This is a genomic window from Nonomuraea sp. NPDC049504 (genome assembly GCF_040676845.1).
GTDB classification, from domain to species: domain Bacteria; phylum Actinomycetota; class Actinomycetes; order Streptosporangiales; family Streptosporangiaceae; genus Nonomuraea; species Nonomuraea salmonea.
This window is the reverse complement of sequence record NZ_JBFAPT010000019.1, coordinates 22987-36640: the sequence shown is the minus strand read 5'-3', so window position 1 is coordinate 36640 and position 13654 is coordinate 22987. Positions and strand designations below refer to the sequence as shown.

10 protein-coding genes are annotated in these 13654 nt (G+C 73.4%); 8 read left to right on the top strand and 2 right to left on the bottom strand.

The genetic code is table 11. The annotated features are described in order from the left end of the window. The first annotated feature begins 87 nt into the window (after positions 1 to 87). The 4 genes from AB0K28_RS31590 (at position 88) to AB0K28_RS31575 (ending at position 4547) form a co-directional block, all read left to right on the top strand. Positions 88 to 1212, top strand: a complete 1125-nt coding sequence (locus AB0K28_RS31590; protein ID WP_364377249.1) for an ATP-binding protein — start codon at positions 88 to 90, stop codon at positions 1210 to 1212. Continuing rightward, positions 1202 to 2305, top strand: coding sequence for a hypothetical protein (locus AB0K28_RS31585; RefSeq protein ID WP_364377247.1), 1104 nt, complete (start codon positions 1202 to 1204; stop codon positions 2303 to 2305). The genes AB0K28_RS31590 and AB0K28_RS31585 overlap by 11 nt, the downstream gene beginning before the upstream one ends. Then, entirely contained in the window at positions 2284 to 2955 is a 672-nt protein-coding gene (locus AB0K28_RS31580) for a response regulator transcription factor (protein ID WP_364377245.1), read from the top strand. Before AB0K28_RS31585 ends, AB0K28_RS31580 begins: the two co-directional genes overlap by 22 nt. A gap of 164 nt (positions 2956 to 3119) precedes the next feature. Then, positions 3120 to 4547, top strand: a complete 1428-nt coding sequence (locus tag AB0K28_RS31575) for a BTAD domain-containing putative transcriptional regulator (RefSeq protein ID WP_364377243.1) — start codon at positions 3120 to 3122, stop codon at positions 4545 to 4547. Between the two features lie 73 nt (positions 4548 to 4620). Here AB0K28_RS31575 and AB0K28_RS31570 read toward each other — a convergent pair whose 3' ends face one another. Continuing rightward, entirely contained in the window at positions 4621 to 7152 is a 2532-nt protein-coding gene (locus AB0K28_RS31570; RefSeq protein WP_364377241.1) for an FG-GAP-like repeat-containing protein, read from the bottom strand. A gap of 202 nt (positions 7153 to 7354) precedes the next feature. Here AB0K28_RS31570 and AB0K28_RS31565 point away from each other — a divergent pair, with 202 nt between their 5' ends. Then, positions 7355 to 11299 (top strand): ALF repeat-containing protein, encoded by a 3945-nt coding sequence (locus AB0K28_RS31565; RefSeq protein WP_364377239.1) that lies wholly within the window; start codon positions 7355 to 7357, stop codon positions 11297 to 11299. A 78-nt stretch (positions 11300 to 11377) separates the two neighbouring features. Here the strand turns inward: AB0K28_RS31565 and AB0K28_RS31560 are convergent, their stop codons facing one another. Next, complete coding sequence (locus AB0K28_RS31560) at positions 11378 to 12259, bottom strand: LuxR C-terminal-related transcriptional regulator (RefSeq protein WP_364377237.1); 882 nt, start codon at positions 12257 to 12259, stop codon at positions 11378 to 11380. 158 nt (positions 12260 to 12417) lie between these two features. Here AB0K28_RS31560 and AB0K28_RS31555 point away from each other — a divergent pair, with 158 nt between their 5' ends. The 3 genes from AB0K28_RS31555 to AB0K28_RS31545 are packed head-to-tail and all read left to right on the top strand — an operon-like array spanning position 12418 to position 13651. Then, entirely contained in the window at positions 12418 to 12558 is a 141-nt protein-coding gene (locus tag AB0K28_RS31555) for a hypothetical protein (protein ID WP_345390760.1), read from the top strand. An 18-nt stretch (positions 12559 to 12576) separates the two neighbouring features. Further along, positions 12577 to 13122, top strand: a complete 546-nt coding sequence (locus AB0K28_RS31550) for a MauE/DoxX family redox-associated membrane protein (RefSeq protein WP_364377235.1) — start codon at positions 12577 to 12579, stop codon at positions 13120 to 13122. 25 nt (positions 13123 to 13147) lie between these two features. Continuing rightward, a complete protein-coding gene (locus tag AB0K28_RS31545; RefSeq protein ID WP_364377233.1) occupies positions 13148 to 13651 on the top strand; it encodes a hypothetical protein in 504 nt (167 codons plus the stop codon). Positions 13652 to 13654 lie beyond the last annotated feature (3 nt).

The window sequence follows — 13654 nt, the reverse complement described above, 5'->3', positions numbered from 1 at the left end:
TTCGGGATCGCCGCTTGACGCCTGCGGTGGCCAGGTTGGTGGTTAGGCTTTCGTCCGTACCGGATCGGCGGGAGCGAGGTGGCACGCGTGACGCAGGCGGCGGCGTTGCTGCGTCGCTTCGGGCGCCGGTACGCGGCCGTCGTCCGGCTGGCCACGGCGGCGCCGATCTGCGCGATCGCGCTGTTCCGCGCCGCGCCGGAGAACCTGCCCGCCACCGTCGCCGTGGTCGCCGTCGCGGCGGTGTGGACCTGCGCGTACGCCGGATGGCTCACCTGGGGCAGGGGCGAGGCGCTCGTGGCGCTCGACGTCGCCGTCCTGCTGGGCCTGTCGGCGTCGGTCTGGTGGACGGACGCGATCGCGGACACCAACACCGGGTGGCTGCGGCTGCTGGTGCTGTTCATGTGCGTCACCTGCCAGTGGCACACGACGGCGCCGGTGGGCGTCGCCGCGGCCCTGCTGACGTCGGGCGGGCTGGTGGCCGCCGTCGCCGTCACCGGCGCCGCGGACGGCGACCTGATCATGGGCCTGCTGTGGACGCCGGCCGCCGCCGCGCTCTCCCGCCTGGCCTGGACCTTGGTACGCCGCTCCGCCCGCCGCGCCGACCTCGCCGTGGCCGAGGCGGCACGGGTACGCGGCGCGTCGCTGGTGGCCGCGGCCGTCCGCGCCGAGGAGCGCGAGTTCGCCGCCTCCCTGCACGACACGGCGGCGACGACCCTGCTGATGGTCGGCGTCGGCCAGGTACGCTCCGACGCCCCCTGGCTGCCCGCCCAGGCCCGCAGGGACCTGGAAAGGCTCAGAAGCTCCCACGGCGAAGGCGCGGCCGCCTCGCGCGCCGACCTCGTGACGATGCTCCGCGCCGGCCTCGACGCCGTGCCCCTGACCGTGGAGTTCGACGGGCCAGGCGAGCTGCCGCTGCCGTACGAGGCCGCGCGCGCCCTCGCCGACGCGGCGGGGGAGGCGCTCACCAACGTCCGCCGGCACGCGGGCGTCACCCGGGCCACGATCCGGCTCACCGGCGACGCCCGCGAGCTGCGTCTCGACATCGCCGACCAGGGGGCGGGCTTCGATCCGGACGCGCTCCCGGCCACCAGGTACGGCCTGCGCGAGTCCGTACGCGGCCGGCTGGCCCGCATCGGCGGCACGGCCACGATCACCTCGGCGCCCGGCGAAGGCACCCTGGTACGTCTGGAGTGGCGCTCCGATGATGGCTGACCTGATCGAGGGCGCGTTACGCCACGGCCTGCGCGTCGCGACGCTGCTCGCCGCCTCGGCGATCGTCCTGGGTCTCGGCCTGTCCAACCTGCTGCGCGACCTCGACCGCCACGAGTACGCGCTGGCCCAGTTCGGCGCCATGGCGGCGCTCGCGGTCGTGCTGGCCGGCGAAGTGGCCCTGTTCCTGCGCGGGCGCTCGTGGGACCGGCTCAGGGCGCCCGCCATCGCCGTTGTCATGGGCGCGACGATCCTGTCGTACGCGACCATGCCGCACCGGGCCAACCTGTCCTCGGTCGACTGGGTGTTCGGCGCCGCGAACTGGGTGGGCGTGGTCGTCCTGCTCGACCGGCCGCTGCGGTCCTGCCTGGCGTTCCTGCTGGCCCACGAGGCGACCGCGCTGCTCAACCTGCTGCTGTTCGGCGTGCCGACGCAGGCGGCGCTGGCCAGGTTCGCCACCGGGTCGGTGAGCGTGGTGGGGTTCCCGCTGTGCCTCGCGGTGATGGCGGCGATCGTCCGGCGGCTCGGCCAGGTCGCGGCGGACGCGCACGCGGAGGCCGAACGGGTCCGCGTCGCCGAGGAGGCCACCGCGCAGGCGCACCGGCTCAGGCTGGCCCGCTACGACGAACTGTCGGCGAGCACGGTGCCGCTGCTCGAAGGGCTGGCCGGCGGCTCGCTCGACCCCGGGGACCCCGGCGTGCGGAGGCGCTGCGCGATCGAGGCGGCCCGCATGCGCCGGCTGTTCGCCGAGGCCGACTCCGTCGCCGACCCCCTCTGGCACGAGCTGCGGCACTGCGCCGACGTGGCGGACCGCAAGGGGGTCGCGGTCGAGCTGGACGCGCGGGGCTCGTGGCCGGTTCCGCCCGTGGCCGTACGCCGCGACCTCACCGAGGCCGTCCTGACCGTCCTCGCCACGGCCTCGTCGCGGGCCCGGGTCACCGTGGTCGGCGGCGACGACCAGGTGTCGGTCAGCGTCGTCGCCGACGGTGACGAGGTGGCCGCGCCGCGGCCCGCGTCGGACGGCGTCCTCGTCGAAGCCCTGCGGCACGGTGACCTGATCTGGATGGAGGCCACATGGCAGCTGACGACCGCGTGATCACCGCCGTCATCGTGGACGACCACGCGGCCATCGCCGTGGGGGTCGGCGTCTGGTGCGCCGCCGCCGTGCCGCCGATCCGGCTCATCGACGCGGGCGACCGGCTCGCCGACGTCTGGACGGGGCCGGGCGCCGACGCCGACGTCGTGATCTTCGATCTGGAGCTGGTGCCCGGCATGCCCGACTTCGGGGAGCTGCGCCGGCTGGTGGACAGCGGCCGGCGGGTGGTCGTGTACTCCCAGCACATCGAGGACAGCATCGCCATCAAGTGCGTCGATCTGGGCGCGCTGGCGTACCTGACCAAGCGGGAGGGGCCCGAGCACCTGGTGCCGGCCATCCAGGCCGCCGCGCGCGGCGAGGCGTACACGACGCCGTCGCTGTCCGGGGCGTTCATCGCCGACACCTCCGCCGAGCGGCCGCGGCTGTCGCAGCGGGAGGCGGAGGTGCTGCGGGCGTGGTTCGTCTCCTCCTCGAAGGAGCTGGTCGCGGCCAAGCTCAACATCGGCGTCAAGACCGTCGACACCTACATCACGCGGGTCCGCGTCAAGTACGCGAGCGTGGGGCGCGCCGCCCGTACCAAGAGTGACCTGGTCAGCCGGGCGCTCGACGACGGGCTCATCACGCTCGCCGAGCTGAACGACAAGGTGTAGGGCGTTCGCCGGACAGTACCCCGCCCGACACGTCCCTAAGGTGGTGGCCGTGCGGGTCGCCGCCGCATGGGGGAGCGGCGGTCCGGACCTGTGGAGTCATGCGCGCGCTTCCCCCTGGCACACAGAGATCCACACCTTCCCTCCAGTATGAACAGGGGGCTCTGATGGGGCTGGAGATCAACGTTCTGGGGCCGTGGGAGGTCCTGGCCGACGGCGAGCCCGCCGTACTGACCGGAAAGCGGCGGGTCGCCGTGCTGACGCAACTGGCGCTGAACGCCGGGCATACCGTTTCGGCCGAGCGTCTGCGGGGGCAGATCTGGGGCGACAGCGCGGCGACGACGGCCGGCAAGCAACTGCACATCGTGGTGTCCAAGCTGCGGGAGGCGCTGCTGCCCGAGGTCATCGTGACCGTGCCCGGCGGCTACCGGCTCGACCTGCCGCGCGAGTCCGTCGACGTCCACCGCTTCACACAGCTGACCCGCCAGGCGCGCGCCGCCCACCGGCGCGGCGACCTCGCCGCCGCCGACCGGCTCTACCACCAGGCGCTGGGCCTGTGGCGGGGCGACGCGCTGGTCGGCATGACCGACGCCTGGGCGCAGGCCGAGTCCGCCCGCCTGGAGACGGAGCATCTGGCCGCAGTGGAGGAGCACGTCGACGTACGGCTGGCGGCGGGGCAGCACCACGAGGTCGTGTCCGCGCTCACCGCCCACGTCGAGGCCCATCCGCTGCGCGAACGGCCGCGCGCCCAGCTCATGCTGGCGCTGTACCGCGCCTCGCGGACGTCCGAGGCGCTGGAGGTCTACCGGGAGACCCGCCGGGCGCTGGCCGACGAGCTCGGCATCGAACCGGGTCCCGCGCTGCGCCGCCTGCACCAGGCCGTACTCCACCGGGACCCGGCGCTGGACCTGCCACGCCGGCGAGTGCCGCCGGCCGGACCCGCCGGACCAGCCGTACCCCGGCCGGCGGCCGGGGCGCCCGGGCACTCGTCCGGCCGCGTGGTTCCCGCCGAGCTGCCCCCGGATGTCCGCACCTTCATCGGGCGCACCGCCGAGGCCGCCTGCCTGCGCGACACCCTCACCTTCGCCCAGCCGGGGCTGCCCGCCGTCGCGGCGGTGCACGGGCCGCGCGGCGTGGGCAAGTCCACCCTGGCGATCCACGTGGCGCACGCGGTGGCCGACCTGTTCACGGACGGCGTCATCTACGTCGACCTCCGCGCCACCACCCGGTCGGTGGGGCCGTACGAGGTCCTGTGCCGGTTGCTGCGCTCGCTCGGGCTGGACGGCGCAGCCGTGCCGCCGGCGCTGGAGGAGGCCGCGGCCCGCTACCGCTCGCTGACCTCGGCGCGCAACCTGCTGGTCGTCCTCGACAACGCGCTCGACGCCGACCAGGTACGGCCGCTCATCCCCGCGGGCACACGCTGCGCGGTGATCGTCACCAGCCGCCGGATGCCGGCCACCCTGGACAGCGCGAGCCACCTGCGGCTGACCGCCCTCGACACGGGCACCCGCGAGCCGGCCAGGGACACCGGCTGGTGCGTGGTGAAGCGCCTGGCCTGCCGCCACGCGGACATCCTGACACCTCAGCGGGTGTGACCGGGCCGGCTGGTCCGGCGAGAGCAGTGAAGGAGGCGGCCCGCCGTGCGCGGGCCGCCTCCTCCGTACGAGGTCAGCCGATGGCCGTGATCCGCCAGTTGACGCCGATCTGGTAGCGGGCGCCGAAGCGGCCGTCGTCCCTGCCGGGATAGACCCACAGCGTGCCCTTGCCGTCGACGGCGACCAGGTCGGTCCTGCCGTCACCGCTCAGGTCCATGGCCACGGGCTTGTAGCTGCTCCACCCGGTGCCGGACTGGCTGCGGGCGGCGAGGGTGACGCCGTTCGCGCTGGTGTTGGCGTAGAACCAGAGCTCGCCCTTGCCGTCGATGGCCATGACGTCGGCGCGGCCGTCCCCGGTGAAGTCGGCGGGGAAGAGGCGGTGGGCGGACCAGCCGCTGTTGCCGATCTGGGTCTTGCCGCCGCCGTTCGGGTAGTAGTACAGCTTGCCGTCCGACTTCTTGATGCCGAACAGGTCGGCGTGCGGGGAGTCGTCGGCGTTGCCCGCGCCGTGCGTGTAGCCGCCCCAGCCGGTGCCGATCAGCTTGCGGCGGGCGGAGGACAGCTTCCCGCCCTCATTGGGGTACAACCACATCTCGCCGTCCGCGTCGATCATGGCGACGTCGGCCAGGCCGTCGGCCTCCCAGTCGGTGACGATCCACCTCAGGGAGCCCCATCCGGTGCCGATCTTCACCCGGTCGGCGCCGCTGACGGTGTTCATCCCCGAACCGCCCCAGTTCGGATACATCCACAGGTCACCGTTGCCGTCGGTGATGATGACGTCGTTGCGGCCGTCCCCGTCGAAGTCGTGGGTGTTGCGCTCGGGGGTGAGCGCGGGCCTGTTCCACGCCTTGAGCGTGGACAGCACGCCGTCGAAGTGGCCGCCGAGGCTCGTGGCGCCGGTCTTGTGCGCGCCCGCGCGCAGCGCGCCGGTCGCCTCCCACTTCGCGGTGTGGCGCATGCCGGCCACGTTCCTGCCGTCCACCCAGAGGACCATGACGCCGGTGGCGGCCTGGTACGTCACGGTGGCCTGCGACCAGGCGCCCGCGGGGGCGCTGCCGGTGGGCGCGCTGACGGTGTCCCAGACGGGGCTCGCCACGTCGGACCTGCTCATGGCGAAGTGCCAGGCGTCGTTCTCCACCCAGAGCTTGAAGCCGGCGGTCCTGGTGCCGTCCTGGGAGAGGACGGTGCCGCCGGTGCCGGGCTTGGCGCGGGCGCTGATGCTGAAGTCGGCGTCCGTGGCGACTGCGGGGCCGGCGGCGGCGAGGGTCGCGGCGCCGTTCAGCCGCACGGCCGGGCTGTAGGTGTCGCCGGTCGTCCAGGTCGCGCCGGCGGTGGCGGTCAGCGGGCGGCCGGTCCCGGTGAAGGCGCTGTCGGCGACCGTGCCCACAGGGGAGCCTGAAGCGGCGGCCGGGGGCGGGTCGGCCAGGGACCAGGTGTGGTCCGCGTCCCCGGTGACGGCGGTGCCCCAGGTCCCGAGGTCGTCGGTACGCGCGGCGGTGAGCGCGCTGCCGTTCCCCTCCGTATCGGGGCAGCCGGCCTGGCCCGCCTGGCTGAGCACGGCGACGAGCCCGCCGTCGTGCAGCACGGGCGCGCCGGCCATGCCGCCGCACACCAGCGGTCCCGACGCGGCGCTCAGGGTCGTCGCGGTCGCCTCGGTGAACGTGACAGGAACGCTGTGCTGCCGGTCGGTGGTCCAGTCCCCGTCCGTCGCGGTACGGCCGTGGCCGACGGCGGTCAGCTCGGCGCCGGTGGGCGCGGCGGTGGGCGCGGTGCTGGCCGGCGGGATCACGGTGACCCCGTTGATCGGGGCGGCCAGCCGGGCGAGCACCACGTCGCGGCCGGGCCTCGGGCTCAGCCAGTCGACCTCGGCGGCGTCCCTGCCGGGCAGCGTGACGTGGGTCGTCGCGGCCGGCGGGCTCTCGGTGAGCTGAGGGTCGTTCGGATCGGCGGCGAAGCAGCTCGCGGCGCTGATCACCCAGCGCGGCGCGACCAGCGTCGCGGTGCACTCGCGGCCCTGCGTGGAGAGCCTGCCGATCGCCGCCTGCTCGCCGGTGACGGGCGCGGGCGCGGTTCCGGTCCTGAGCTGCAGCAGCATGGTCGGCGACGCCTCCGGGTCGGCGCCCAGGCCCACCTGCGTGCTGCCGTGGGGGTCCACGTCGATGGTGAGCTGCTCGCCCTCGTCGCTGCGCAGCTTCGCGGTCACCTCGTGGCCGGTGCCCTCGCGCTGGCCGTCGCCGCGGATCTCGTACACGCCGGGGACTTCGAGGTTCAGTACGCCGGTCGGCCCGGTGACGCGGAAGCACACCCGGCCGATGCCGTCGGAGCCGATGGCCTCGTCCGTCGTCCAGATTTTCAGCAGGCCGATGTCGCCCTCTGGCGGCGTGGCGCAGTCGGCCAGCACGATGTGGCCGTCGCCGGAGATGAGCCGGACGTTCTGCGCCTCCAGGATCTCGGCCGCACCCGGATAGGGGTGGACGTCGCCGCCGACCAGCGACGGCGGCGAGATCGCGGACGCGCCGGCCGGAGCAGGGCCGGCGACGACGGATAAGGACGCGGTCATCGCCGCGACGACGCCCAGCGTCGCCCAGCGCGATGGAGCACTCATGATCACACCTCCGGTGGCTGCGGGCACGAAAAGGGAGGCTAGAGACGCCCGGTATGTCGGCGGTATATCCCGCAATATCGGGTCTTGTCCGGTCTTCCGGCACCGTGTGACACTCCGCAAGCTGATCGTTCTTCAGCGCTTCCCCTGTGTGCGAATCCTCGACTGGCGACGGAGGCTGAGTGTGCGTACCTGGAGACCGACGATGAGGGGACGGGCGCGCTTAGGGCCGGCCCGCCGGCGAGCGGCGATCGCGACCGTCGCCGCCCTGACCCTGCTGACCACCCTGCTGCGGGTGCCGCCGGCGCACGCCGACCAGCAGGCGGAGCCCGACCGTTCGCACGTGGTGCTCGCCTGGCAGGAGGGCGGCCCGCAGGTCCGATCAGCGGCTGAGGCGGCGCTGCTCGGCCCGGACGAGCAGGTCAGCGCGTTCCTCACCGAAGGATGGGAGGAGGCCAGGCGCCAGGACGAGCGCGACAGCCTCACCAACGTCATCGCGAACGGCGGCCCGTCCCTGCGCGCCAAGGCCCAGGCCGCCCTGGACGCCGACGCGGCGGGCGACCGGGACGCGATCAGCACGTTCCTGACGAGCGGCTGGCAGGCGCCGGCGGACATCGACCTGCGGGTGTCGGTCAACCAGCTGATGAGCGAGGGCGGCGAGCAGCTCAAGCAGGCCGCGCAGGACGCCCTGGACTCGGGGGACAGCGAGAGGCTCGAGAAGTTCCTGGAGTCGGGCTGGCGCACGCAGTGGAACACCGACCAGCGGCTGCGCGTCAACCAGGCCATCAAAACCGGCGGCGAGAACGTCCAGGCCGAGGGCCAGAAGGCGCTGGACGCGGGGACCCCGGAGGCGCTGGAGGCGTTCTTCGCCTACGGCTGGGCGGTGGCGTCGGCGCGCGACGACGAGACCGCGACGCTGGAGGAGCTGCTCCAGCAGACGGAGGCGGCCGGCGTGGTGGCCGAGCAGGAGACTGTCAGCGCCACCGCCGAGGCCGCCCGCGCCGAGGACGCCGCGCAAGCGGCCCGCCGGTCGGCGGCGGAGGCCGCGGCGGCCACCAAGGCCGCGCGCGAGAACGCCACAGAGGCGAAGAGGCAGGCCAAGCGGGCCGCGGTCGCGGCCGAGAAGGCGGCGGACGCGGCACGCGTGGCCGTGCAGTCCGCGGCGGCGGCCAACCGGGCGGCCCGTGCCGCCGCCACCGCCGCGGCACGGGCCGCGCAGATGGCGTCGAAGGCGAACCAGAGGGCCTCAGAGGCGTACCGGGCGGCGGCCTCGGCCTCCGTGGACGCCGACAAGGCGGACACCGCACGGCAGGCGGCGGGCGCGGCCATGCGGATCGCCCAGGAGACGGAAGAGGCCGCACTCAAGGTGACCGCGGCGGCCAAGGCACTGGAACAGGGCAAGAACGCCATCAAGTCCGCCAGGAACGCGGCCGAGCACGCCGTGCAGGCGGCCGTGGCCAACGACGAGGCAGTCAGGTGGGCCCAGGCCGCGGGGGCCGAGGCCGGGGAGGCGGTCGCCGCCGCGGCGCGGGCGCGGGCCAACGCGGAACGGGCCGTCAGGGCGGCGCGGGCGGCCGAGAACCATCTCCAGACGGCGCTCGACGCGGCGTACAAGGCACGCGACGCCGCCCAGCGGGCGGCGGCCAACGCCAACGCCGCGGCCGTCGCGGCGCTCGACGCCGCCAAGCACGCCGGCGACGCGGCGAAGGCGGCCGAACGCGCCACCGCGCACGCCAACGCCGCCATCGACGCCGCGCACGAGGCGCTGGAGACCGCGACGCAGGCGAACGCCGTGTACGAGGCGGCGCGCGTCGCCGACGCCGAGCGCCTGGCGGTCGCCAAGGAGGAGGGCCTGGAGAACGCCAGGGTCGCCAACGTCACCTACGAAAAGCATCAGCGGCTCGCCGACTGGGACGCCGACCAGGCCGCCAAACGGGACGAGGAGACCGACCGGCTCATCGCCGTGGCGAAGAACCCGGCCACCGAACGAGCCGAGGCGGTCGCGGCGGCCCGCAAGGCCGCGCTCAACCTGGCGAGCGGCCAGGGCGCCTGGACCAGGGAGTCGGCGCTGGCGGCGCTGGGCAGCCCCGACGACCTCGTGCTGGAGTTCGTCCGTACCGACCTGGCCGAGGCCGTGGCCCAGGACAACCGGCTCGCGGTGATGAGCCTGTCGATCTCCGAGGACGACGACCTCGCCGCGGCGGCCAAGACCGCGCTGGACGGCGACGACACGGCGGTCGCGACCTTCCTGCGCACGCAGAACTACCCCGGCCGCTACAGCGCGGACCGGCTGAAGGTCAACCAGATCCTGTCCGCCGCCCAGGAGGCCGGCGACGTCGTGCTGGCGGAGCGGGCGCAGCAGGCCTTGGACGCCGAGACGCCGCAGGCGCTGCGGGACTTCCTGGAGACCGGCCGGTACACCGCCGAGGCCATCGGCAACCGGGTGCGCGTCAACCAGATCCTGGCCGACGAGGACAGCGGCCCTGAGCTGAAGGCCGCCGCCCAGGTCGCTCTGGAGGGGCCCGCGCCCGGCCTGCGGATGTTCCTCGACACCGGCCGGTACACCGCGGCCGAGCGGGACTACGAGAGCGCGACCCACCTCGCCGTGGTGGCCGGGCTGCTCAAGAAGATCCACGAGGGCGCGGAGACCGCCCTGCAGCACGCGTACGAGGCGCAGCGCGTGGCGGCCGAGGCCCGTGAGGACGCCGGGCAGGCCGCGTCGTACGCCCAGCAGGCCCTCGACTCGGCCAAGCGGGCCTCCCAGTACGCCCAGCAGGCCGCGAGCCACGCCCAGCAGGCCGCCACCTCGGCCCAGAAGGCGTCACAGTCGGTCAGGACCGCCCGCGAAGCGGCGACCAGGGCCAACACCTCGGCCCGCAGTGCCGTCCGGTCCGCCACCTGGGCGATCACCTCGCAGCAGAAGGCCATCCAGGCCGCCAACCGGGCCGGCAACGCGGCCAGGACGGCGCACAAGGAGGCGCTGCGAGCCGGTTCCAACGCCAAGGCCGCCCTCGCAGCGGCCGCGGCGGCCTCCGACGCGGTGCGCGAGGCCGCCATCGTCCAGGCTTACATCTGCGCCGACACGTACAACACCACGCCGTTCGAGGACCTGGAGAAGCTCTACGGCCAGGAGGGCCAGTACGTGCAGAACTGCGCGGACAACTACCTGGGCTCCTCCGAGGACCTGGCCGTCCGGGCGTACATCAACTCCGCCTTCTGCGACATCTACGACAAGGACGGCCAGGACTACCAGAACTGCATCAATTCCGTCCTGGATCCCGGGTTCCAGGTGACGCAGAGCCTCAACGTCACCTTGCGGGCGATCCAGTACGGCAACGCGCTGATGCTCGCCGCCGGCATGCCCGCCCTCATCGGCTGCGCCGTCACCTTGGTCTGCGGCACGGTGATGACGATCGGCGAGGTCGGCCTGGAGATCTACCGCCTCGTCATGGGCGACCAGTCGCTGGGCAAGACGCTGCTCAACATCGGCACGATCGCCCTCACCGAGCTGGCCTTCTACGGCGTCGGCAAGCTGATCAGCGGCGGCCTCCGCGCCATCAAGAACGCCGGCAAGGCGGCTCTCGGGAGATCGACGGCGTTGTCCGAGGTCCGCATCGGCTTGATCAGGAACCGCCACCAGCTGGTGCTCGCCGAAGTGCAGGCCATGCTCAGGGGCGACTACAGCACCGGCAAGAACACCGCCTTCTTCTGGTCCGGCCGTACGGAGACGGGACCCGAGCAGTACCGCAACGCCGGCCCAGAAGAGGCCGCGGGCATCGCGAGGGAGGAGGGCGGCACCACGCTCGAGATGCTCATGGACGGCCGCGGGATCCCGCAGGCGAACGCGAAGAATCCGGAGTGGGACCCCGCCGAGATGCCGTGGGACAAGATCAAGGAGGAGGTGGACCAGGCGTGGGACCGCATCTCCCTGCTCTACGCCCGCAACGCCTCCGGCGAGGTGAAGGTGGTCCTCGGTCAGAGCCTTCGTGAGGACGCCGTCTGGTTGCGCCAGGAGTGCGGTGCACTCCTTGCCAACCCCCACGTCACCAAGATCACCGCGATCGACCTGGTCACCAAGGTGACTAGAGAGATCACCAAGAAGTCCGAGTGCGTCCCGATCACCACCTCGTCGGTGTCCCTGGCCGCCTGACAGGGGCGTCTGGCACGGGGGCCTGGCAGGGGCCGCGTGGCCGTCGCACGACCGGCCACGCGGCCCCCGTTGAGGTGGTCAGATCCAGCCTTGCTGCTTGGCGAGGAGGGCGCCCTGAAAGCGGTTCGCGGCGCCCAGGCGTTCCAACAACGCGGCCACGTGCCGCCGGTACGTCCGCAGGCTCACCCCCATCTCCCTGGCCGCCACCTCGTCCTTGCGGGTGCTGGCCAGCAGGTACAGCACGCGTCGTTCCCGGGGGGTGAGCCCGGGGGCGGGGCAGGGTTCGAGGTCCTGGGCGTGCGACCAGACGCGTTCGAACAGGTCCGCCATCGCCGCCACCACCCCCGCCTGCGAGATGAGCAAGGCGCTGTCGCCGCCGGGCTCGCTGGGGACGAAGACCACCGCGCGATCGACGATCACCAGCTGCTGACCGTCGTCGTCCACGAGCCGGTGGTGGTCGCCCGAGCGGTGCAGGGCGCGGCAGTGATCGAGGAACGCCTGGTCCAGCACGCTCTTCCTGGAGACGATCGTGCGGCGGCGGGTGGTCTCGCCGGGCCCGGGCAGGTCGACGGACCGGTGCATGGCCAGCACCTCCTGGGCGTCGAGCGCCAGGGAGCGGATGCGTTCGGCGACCCGGTCGGCGCCGTCGATCTGCTCGATCGTCACCGTACGGCCCCGCCCGCGCTGCCGCGCGCTCAGCAGGTGCACCGCCTCCCACGCCGCCGAGATGCGCCGCTGCTGCGCGTGCGTCTCCAGGAGCCGGCGCCGGATCAGCCGGCTGACGCCGATCTCCGGCTCGACGGCGACGGGGTGGCCGGCCGCGTCGAAGCGTACGAGGCCGAGCGCCGCGAGCCGCTGCAGCGCGGCGGGCACGCCGTCCGATGTCGTCTCGTGGCCGCTCAGGAGGTCCCGGTACACGCATTCCTCGAAGTCGGTCAGTCCGAGACTGCTGAGGCTCATGTGGCTCCCGATGGACGAGTGACAACAAGCTGCCGGGCACGGCAGGTTGCTGTCGGCCCTGACCGCTTCTGTCAGTTGATCATCCGTGGTTATTGTCCAGGTGTCGGCGCTGATCACCCAAATCGCGTACGTCGGCGCGCACATCAAGGAGGACCCCTGTGTTCCGTGCACTCAACGAGCTGAGCGACCGCCTGCTCAGCAGGTTCCTGCCCACCACCACCGCCGAGGCCGAGCCCTGCTGGTGGACCGACACCGGCATGCGCTGCTGCATCTACGCCGGCAAGACCTACTGCCGCTAGTAAGACCGGATCGGCAGCATGGAGTACGTCGCGCTGGCCGCCCGCTGCACGCTGGGGATCGTCTTCCTGGTGGCGGTGGCGGGAAAGGTGCGCGGGCGTGCGGCCTTCGAGGCGTTCCGGCGGTCGGTGCCGGCGCTCGTCCCGCTGCCGCGGGGCCGGGTGCCGGCCGCCCTGCCCGCCGCCCTGCCCGCCGCCCTGCCTGCCACGGTGGTGGCCCTCGAAGCCGCGACGGTGCTGCTGCTGACCACGGAGTTCACGGCGCCGGCCGGGCTGGCCCTGGCCGGCGCCGTGCTCCTGGCCTTCTCCCTCGGGATCCGGCACGCGCTCCGCGCGGGCTCCCGGGCGTCCTGCAACTGCTTCGGCGCCTCGTCGGCGCCGCTGGGCCGCAGGCACCTCGTACGCAACCTCGCCCTGATCGCCGTGGCCTGCACCGGCCTCGCGACCTCGTACGCCGGCCCGCAGCCGCAGCTCGCGGGAGCCGTGCTGGCGATCGCCGCCGGCGGCCTGATCGCGCTGTTCGCCGTCTTCACCGACGACCTCGCCGACCTGTTCACGGCGAAATGACGCTCCTCACCGCAAAGGGTCGCCGATGTCCTTCCTCGTGGCCGCCGTCGTCTTCGTCGGCGTGCTGAGCGCCGTCAACCTGTTCCTGCTCCTGGCCGTGATCCGCCGCCTGCGCGCGCACGCGAACGTCCTGAAGCACGTCACCGCGCCACCCGCCTTCACCCCGCCGGGCACCAGGCTGGCGGGCTTCACCGCGCCCGTCACGTTCACATCGGCGGCGACCGTCGTCGGCATGTTCTCCACCGACTGCTCCGCCTGCGACGAACACCTGCCCGTGTTCGCCGAACGGGTCCGCCACCTGGGCCGCGACCGCGTCGTGGCGCTGGTCGTGGGCGGCGGCCCGAAGGAACAGACCTTCACGGCCGCACTCGAGGACCTGGCGATGGTGGTGACCGAGGAGCGCGACGGGTCCCTGTACACCGCGTTCGGCCGCCCCCCGTTCCCCGGCTTCTACCTCGTGGACGCCGAGGGCACCGTGACGGCCTCCGCGCACTCCACGGACGAACTCCCCATCCCCGCGACCGCCTGACCC

Coding starts and splice junctions, on each gene's coding strand:
- AB0K28_RS31570 (WP_364377241.1), bottom strand. CDS start 7,152: ATGAGTGCTCCATCGCGCTGGGCGACGCTGGGCGTCGTCGCGGCGATG.
- AB0K28_RS31550 (WP_364377235.1), top strand. CDS start 12,577: ATGGAGTACGTCGCGCTGGCCGCCCGCTGCACGCTGGGGATCGTCTTC.
- AB0K28_RS31560 (WP_364377237.1), bottom strand. CDS start 12,259: ATGAGCCTCAGCAGTCTCGGACTGACCGACTTCGAGGAATGCGTGTAC.
- AB0K28_RS31545 (WP_364377233.1), top strand. CDS start 13,148: ATGTCCTTCCTCGTGGCCGCCGTCGTCTTCGTCGGCGTGCTGAGCGCC.
- AB0K28_RS31575 (WP_364377243.1), top strand. CDS start 3,120: ATGGGGCTGGAGATCAACGTTCTGGGGCCGTGGGAGGTCCTGGCCGAC.
- AB0K28_RS31580 (WP_364377245.1), top strand. CDS start 2,284: ATGGCAGCTGACGACCGCGTGATCACCGCCGTCATCGTGGACGACCAC.
- AB0K28_RS31585 (WP_364377247.1), top strand. CDS start 1,202: ATGATGGCTGACCTGATCGAGGGCGCGTTACGCCACGGCCTGCGCGTC.
- AB0K28_RS31565 (WP_364377239.1), top strand. CDS start 7,355: ATGAGGGGACGGGCGCGCTTAGGGCCGGCCCGCCGGCGAGCGGCGATC.